Origin of the sequence: Anaerosporobacter mobilis DSM 15930, from assembly GCF_900142955.1 — a bacterium.
GTDB classification, from domain to species: domain Bacteria; phylum Bacillota; class Clostridia; order Lachnospirales; family Lachnospiraceae; genus Anaerosporobacter; species Anaerosporobacter mobilis.
Genome location: NZ_FRCP01000021.1, coordinates 120473 through 126700, shown reverse-complemented (window position 1 = coordinate 126700; position 6228 = coordinate 120473). Strand labels below are relative to the sequence as shown.

Annotated in this window: 8 protein-coding genes; 1 reads left to right on the top strand and 7 read right to left on the bottom strand. The window is 35.4% G+C overall.

The window, feature by feature from the left end; genetic code table 11:
- A partial coding sequence (locus BUB90_RS24345; RefSeq protein WP_073290477.1) for a transposase occupies positions 1-178 on the top strand: 178 nt, incomplete at its 5' end.
- Between the two features lie 174 nt (positions 179-352).
- Here the strand turns inward: BUB90_RS24345 and BUB90_RS19255 are convergent.
- From BUB90_RS19255 to BUB90_RS19225, 7 genes are all read right to left on the bottom strand, one after another.
- Positions 353-1150: an MmcQ/YjbR family DNA-binding protein gene (locus BUB90_RS19255; RefSeq protein WP_073290475.1), complete on the bottom strand. Its 798-nt coding sequence runs from the start codon at positions 1148-1150 to the stop codon at positions 353-355.
- Positions 1151-1169: 19 nt separating this feature from the next.
- Positions 1170-2135 (bottom strand): DMT family transporter, encoded by a 966-nt coding sequence (locus BUB90_RS19250; protein ID WP_073290473.1) that lies wholly within the window; start codon positions 2133-2135, stop codon positions 1170-1172.
- 292 nt (positions 2136-2427) lie between these two features.
- Positions 2428-2616 (bottom strand): DUF6472 family protein, encoded by a 189-nt coding sequence (locus tag BUB90_RS19245; RefSeq protein ID WP_073290471.1) that lies wholly within the window; start codon positions 2614-2616, stop codon positions 2428-2430.
- A gap of 108 nt (positions 2617-2724) precedes the next feature.
- Positions 2725-3474: an SDR family NAD(P)-dependent oxidoreductase gene (locus BUB90_RS19240; protein ID WP_073290469.1), complete on the bottom strand. Its 750-nt coding sequence runs from the start codon at positions 3472-3474 to the stop codon at positions 2725-2727.
- A 134-nt stretch (positions 3475-3608) separates the two neighbouring features.
- The gene (locus BUB90_RS19235; RefSeq protein ID WP_139241815.1) at positions 3609-4532 is read right to left on the bottom strand and encodes a pectinesterase family protein; all 924 of its coding nucleotides are present in this window, start codon (positions 4530-4532) and stop codon (positions 3609-3611) included.
- A gap of 104 nt (positions 4533-4636) precedes the next feature.
- Complete coding sequence (locus BUB90_RS19230; RefSeq protein WP_073290465.1) at positions 4637-5626, bottom strand: serine hydrolase domain-containing protein; 990 nt, start codon at positions 5624-5626, stop codon at positions 4637-4639.
- Between the two features lie 16 nt (positions 5627-5642).
- Complete coding sequence (locus BUB90_RS19225; RefSeq protein WP_073290462.1) at positions 5643-6179, bottom strand: GNAT family N-acetyltransferase; 537 nt, start codon at positions 6177-6179, stop codon at positions 5643-5645.
- Positions 6180-6228: the final 49 nt, after the last annotated feature.

Genomic DNA, 6228 nt, shown 5'->3' with positions numbered 1-6228 from the left:
TATGAACCGAAGCATACAGTCTGAAGGAACATTTGGAATAATTAAGTGGGACAGAGCTTATAAACGACTGTTCCGAAAAGGTGAAAAAGCAGTTATTTTGGAATTTACATTGATTTCGTGTGGCTTTAACCTTTATAAATACCATAACAAGAGGAACAGAACCCCGCTTGTTGCATAAAAATATGGCAGAACGAACTGCTTTAGAGCCTGTATTAAGAGAAGGCTTGGTTCGTATACTCATTTTTTCAAGAGAAAGACTATAAAAGATAAAACAAGGTCACTCGCATCAGCTAATGTGAGTGACCTTGTTTATTAAGGGAGTTTTTTTACAGCCCCTTTATTATTAATATATTCAAATCGTTTTTAATCTAAAAAAACATTGATATTTATTATCATAATTTCCCCATACTGTGTATGGTAGCTTACAAAAATAGTACGTACAGAATAAAGCCTCTGTATGATTTAATTCCATTGTCAAATCAAATAACTCTTGATCAAGTGGAAGAAACATTAGGTCCGTCCATGCTTCATAACGACTAAGTATGTTTCTACTTGCAGCGGATAAGACACTACGAATCCTTTCTTTTTCCTCTGGCCTAAGTGTACCATAATACCAATCTACATAGGCCCCATCTTCTCCATTTTCTAACCATAGTGAATGTACCGAATTCTTTAATTCTACTTTATTTCCTTCAAGTACCTTGTTTTCATACTGGCGAAAACCCTCTTCAATTCGTTCAAAGTATATCGCTCCCTTATCTACTAGCTCTTGCTTGTCAATTGCTCCAATTACATTAAAACGCTGCTTTTTAGTCATCTTTGCAATTACTTGACTATAAGAATGATCGATCATATCAAGTAAGAGATTTTCATCAAATTCTTCTAAGTATATGGTGTTTTTATATGGTTGTTGTACGGGTGGGCAATGATAGCCTCTTACAATGGTACCTGGATATTGTTGGCGGTAAAAATCAGCTAACATAGCTTCACATCTTAAGGTGATTTTATAGTCTGTAGGATTTACATACAGCTCCGCAAAGATTTTGCCATCAACTTTTACACAGATTGGTATATCTCCAAAAGGATACTCTAGATATGCACCTGATTTACTTAGACAGTACTCGAGTATCTTTTCACTCTTCATCTCCATAATTCAACTCCTTCTTTTACTATTTCCCTTCACTACTGACCTTCGGACCACTACCTTGATAATTAACTACAAAAATTCCAATACAAACTAAGATTAGTGCAAGTATCCCTTTCAGCCCAAATGATTGCCCTTTCTCATCTAAAAATATAGAAGATAAGATTACTCCGCTTATAGGATTCACAAAACCAAAAATTGCGACTTTTGATACAGGATTATATTTTAGCAGGATTCCCCATATTGAATAAGCTACTGCAGATACCAAAGCCAGATAGATTAACATACCAATTCCTTTACCAGTAATAACTGTAAGTTTTCCCCCCCATACAGCCCCCAGTATCATCATAATTACTCCACCAACGAAGAATTGATATCCACTTAATACTACTGGATTTTCATCTTCGGAATACTTCTTGATGAAAACAGATGACAATGCATAGGCGATTGTACATAATAAGATGAAACCTTCTCCAGTAAACTTCATATGCATATCAAGGCCATCTTTTGTTAGATTAATAACCACAACTCCAGCAAAACCAAGTATACAACCTATCATCTTTTTCCATGTTAATTTTTCTTGTCTAAATAGCAGACATGCTATAATGATTGCTACGAAAACATTAGAGCCATTAATAATAGCTGCCTTCACACCTGATGTATTCGCTAATCCTATATAAAAGAATATATATTGTAAAACCGTTTGGAATAAACATAACACCAAGATCCTACGATAGGATTGCTTCTTTGGTATTAATATCTTACGACTCATTGTACTTCCTATTAGAATGGTCAATATACCAGCTAACGTGAAACGGGAACCTGCAAACAAAATCTGCGTTGCAGAATCATTTCCTCCAATTTCAAAATATTGATATCCTAACTTAATTGCAGGGAATGCACTCCCCCATAATGTACAACAAACTGTCGCAAGTATACAAACAATTGCAGTTTTCTTTAAATATTCCTCTTTTGTTTTTCTTTCTGTCATCTAACTTCCAACCTTTCCATTAATCCCCTATTGTTCAAATGTTACAAAATTGTTACAATATATTTGTACTTAGCTAATACAAATAAAAATAAGGAGGACGAAACTATGTGTTTTAATTTTTCAAATTGTTCCGAGTTATTTAATGCTATTTGTCAATATTTCAACTTTGGTTGTTAATAATCAGGCTCTGGTTTTTACCAGAGCCTTTTTATTTTTATAGTATTCACGTAACATTTTTGTAATATTTTTGTAACATTTTAACTCTATGAATTTGCATAGCTACATAACATCATTACATCTGTTTTCTTACAATCTTATATTCATTATCTAATTGAAAATAAGGACAGTCATAGAATTTATCTTGTAAGAAACGAACCATCTCATCTTCATCAAGATTTACTTCACACTCATAATATCCCAGTTCCTCATCATATACATAGTTGCTACAACATTCACAACTTGATTTTGTCTTAGCCTCCATAACAAAAGCTCCTCCTATAATAAAACAGTAAAAATGGTAATCTAAACATACTGTCTAGATTACCACAATAATTTCTTTATTACAAGCTATCTAATTTTAATTCAATTATTAAATCTTAGCCGCACCATCTATCGACAGTACAATACCTGTTATGTAACTTGACATATCACTACCTAAGAATACAAATGCATCCGCAACTTCTTCTGGTTCACCCATTCTACCTAGTGGAATAGTATTAATAAGAGGCTTAATCATAGCTTCTGGTAAATTTGCAACCATATCTGTTCTTGTGATACCAGGTGCTACAGCATTCACGCGAATCTGATAAGGTGCAAGCTCTTGTGCTAGTGATTTAGTTAAACCATTAACTGCAAATTTAGACGTTGGATATCCACAACCACTTTGTTGTCCATATAGACTAACCACTGAGCTGGTATTAAGAATAACACCGCCCCCTTGTTCTTTCATGATTCCAGCAACTGCTTGAGAACAATAGAAAACTGCATTCACATTCAAATCCATTATTTTTTGGAATTCTTCTGGCTTATATTCAAATATAGAATCCATAGCAGAAATACCCGCATTATTTACTAAGATATCAATGGAACCATATTCTTTCTTTACGTTATCGAAATCTCTTTTAACCTCTTGTGGGTTACATAAGTCTGTCCAAATACCAGATACCTTACAAGTAGGATCTTCAGCCTTTAGAGCTGCTACTGCTTTTGTTGCAGTTTCTTCCCTAGAACCACAGAGCACTACGGAAGCTCCTTGTTCTAAATACTTCTTAACAATTGCTAAGCCAATTCCTCTTGTCCCACCTGTAACAATCGCAACTTTACCTTCAAGTAACTTCATACTATTTCCTTTCCTATTGAACGTTATCATGGAACGACATCGTTCTTACCTCATACGTTTATTATTAAATCGTCTATGGACGTTTTAATCGTAATTCCCAACAATCAAAAGTTTATAAAACATATTCACTATTGCTACCAGCCTAAAACCTTTGTCTTAGTATATTCCCTTGCTTCTTCATCTGTTAATTGTCTTCTTTGTTCATTCACACTTACACCTAAACCCGTATTGCCATATTCATAGAATCGTTCTGTTTCAGGATATGCCTCATGCATCTTCGTCCAACCATCTTTACGAATATGCGCTCCTAATTCACAGTTCATAAACACTGTGGCGGAACATACCGGCTCTGTTCGCATACTTGGATGCCATGGTCTTCCAAGATATACAGAATTCTTTGCAGTTCCCTCTTCAGCTGTAAGTCTACAATTAAGGAATAAGAATCCAAACTCCTCTCTTGCTCTTGTACTAGCAGCACTAACATAACCATTCTCGGTCATAGAGCCTCTATTAAGGGAATGAATCTGACATTCTTCAAATACCGCACGAGCTGCACCAAATATAAAATCCACATCTCCCTCAAGATAGCAATGAAGAAAATAACAGGACCCCTCCATCGCATATAGTGTATCTTGATATCCTCTAAACGAACAATCAATGAAGGTATTGTATTCTCCACTAGTACTAACTGCAACTGCTTGTCTCCCCATTTTATCAAACCCTGGTTGGAAGAAAGAATTCTCAAACGTTATTCCAACTGCAGTAACATGACTTCCGTTGACAAAAACGGTAGGACTCTTGAAAGTACCTAATTTTTCACCTGCTTCATTAACAAGGCCCGCGTAATTATCATATGTAATAACTGTTTTATCAATGCCTTCTCCTATCAGTTTAATATAAGATTGATCCTCTCGGATTGTAATTACTTGCTTGTAAATTCCTTCATGAATACGTATCGTAATAGGTACTGCATTCCCCACAGGAACTGCATCAATTGCAGACTGTATATCTACGTAATCCCCACTTCCATCTTTCGCAACTATAAGTTCTTTTTCCATCGTTATTCTCAACTTTCTATTACTCTGAGTAATACTATAACTACGAGAAGTAGTCTTGCATCTTTCCATAAATTACATTATACAATCTTATATAGGATTTTGCATCACATATCTGCAATATTTTTACGAATTTTCCAAACATTGTCCCCATAATTACTTACTACGATAATACAAGTCCCATCTGTCCTATCAAATGATGTTACGAAAGATACTCCTGGATCACAGCCCATGAAGTTGGGTACACACCTTCCATCTTCCATCACACCAATCCATATACCATATCCATAGCTATCTTCATCATCACTAGCTTGAATACTTGTCATCTCATTAACCATATCTAAGGAGATGAATTCCCCCGCAAGAAGACAATCCCAGAGCTTCAAGATATCTAAAACTGTTGTGAATGCACCGCCAGCGCCCGTTCCCTTCACATCTACACTATAGATATTCGTATAGTAGTCGCTTCTCTCCTCATCATATATATAAGCATTCGCAGATTTAGCTGGTAAACGGTCTAATTCATAATAACCTGTATCCATCATGCCTGCTGGTTCAAAGATATGTTCTCTCAGATATTCATCAAATAACTGACCTGTTACCGACTCAATAATCATACCAAGTACTACAAATCCAGTATTATTGTATTGAAATCTCTCGCCTTTTGGATACATCATTGGTTTCTCAAGAAAGAGAGGTAACAAATCTGACGAACGTCGAATCTTATAATTGGGATAGTCTCTCCATAACTCATCATAATCCTCCATTACCGATTCATCAAAGTAATCTGGTATTCCAGATGTATGTGTTAGTAACTGTCTTACGGTTATATCCGTATCAATTGCTTTCCAGTCCATTGGAATTAATTTACCAAGCGTATCTGTAAATTGTAGCTTTCCTGCCTCTATTAATTGCAAAATAGCCACTGCAACAAAAACCTTGCCTGCTGAAGCCGTTGGAAACTTGGTATCTAACGTATTCTTTCTCCCATTGGCATAATCCGCATACCCAAAGGCCTGTTCATATATCCTTTCTCCTTCACGGTTTACAAGTACACAACCGCGAAATCCTTCTTCAATACATGTACCATAATTCATCTTAATCACTCCTATTCTATTTATCTGAAGTCCATTCTCGTTTTAACATTGCATAACTATAACTATTAACGTAGATAGGATTCCCCGCACCATCCTTCTTAAATGTTACATCTTCTATAAAATATCCTTCTCTTCTAAATCCTATTCGCTCTAATAACCGTATTGATGGGAAGTTATCATCATCACATTCCGCATATATTCTACGGCCACTTCTTTCTTTAAATATGTAATCGATTACTGCCTTACACGCTTCTGTGGCATAACCTTTCTTACAATAAGTAGGATTAAAGTCATAGCCAAGCTCATAGGTATCATATTCTTCTATCGAAAAATTAATGTCACCAATCATCTTGCCACTCTCCTTCAATACTACCGCAAACACATTATCCCTCTCACATCGTCTCGTTACTGATGCTATACACTCATCATATGTAAATGGTTCAAAGGATTCATACTGTGCAGTACATTCCAAACTCATATATTCATAAAAATCGTTCACATCATCAATTGAAAAATTTCGCATTATCAACCTTGTTGTTTCAAACTGTATCATCTCAATTCCTCCACTACATCCTTATCACATTACCAAGATATGTCTATAT

Bases quoted from the DNA above. Each gene is read 5' to 3' on its own strand.
- BUB90_RS19255 (WP_073290475.1), bottom strand. From the start codon at position 1,150: ATGGAGATGAAGAGTGAAAAGATACTCGAGTACTGTCTAAGTAAATCA.
- BUB90_RS19250 (WP_073290473.1), bottom strand. From the start codon at position 2,135: ATGACAGAAAGAAAAACAAAAGAGGAATATTTAAAGAAAACTGCAATT.
- BUB90_RS19245 (WP_073290471.1), bottom strand. From the start codon at position 2,616: ATGGAGGCTAAGACAAAATCAAGTTGTGAATGTTGTAGCAACTATGTA.
- BUB90_RS19240 (WP_073290469.1), bottom strand. From the start codon at position 3,474: ATGAAGTTACTTGAAGGTAAAGTTGCGATTGTTACAGGTGGGACAAGA.
- BUB90_RS19235 (WP_139241815.1), bottom strand. From the start codon at position 4,532: ATGGAAAAAGAACTTATAGTTGCGAAAGATGGAAGTGGGGATTACGTA.
- BUB90_RS19230 (WP_073290465.1), bottom strand. From the start codon at position 5,626: ATGAATTATGGTACATGTATTGAAGAAGGATTTCGCGGTTGTGTACTT.
- BUB90_RS19225 (WP_073290462.1), bottom strand. From the start codon at position 6,179: ATGATACAGTTTGAAACAACAAGGTTGATAATGCGAAATTTTTCAATT.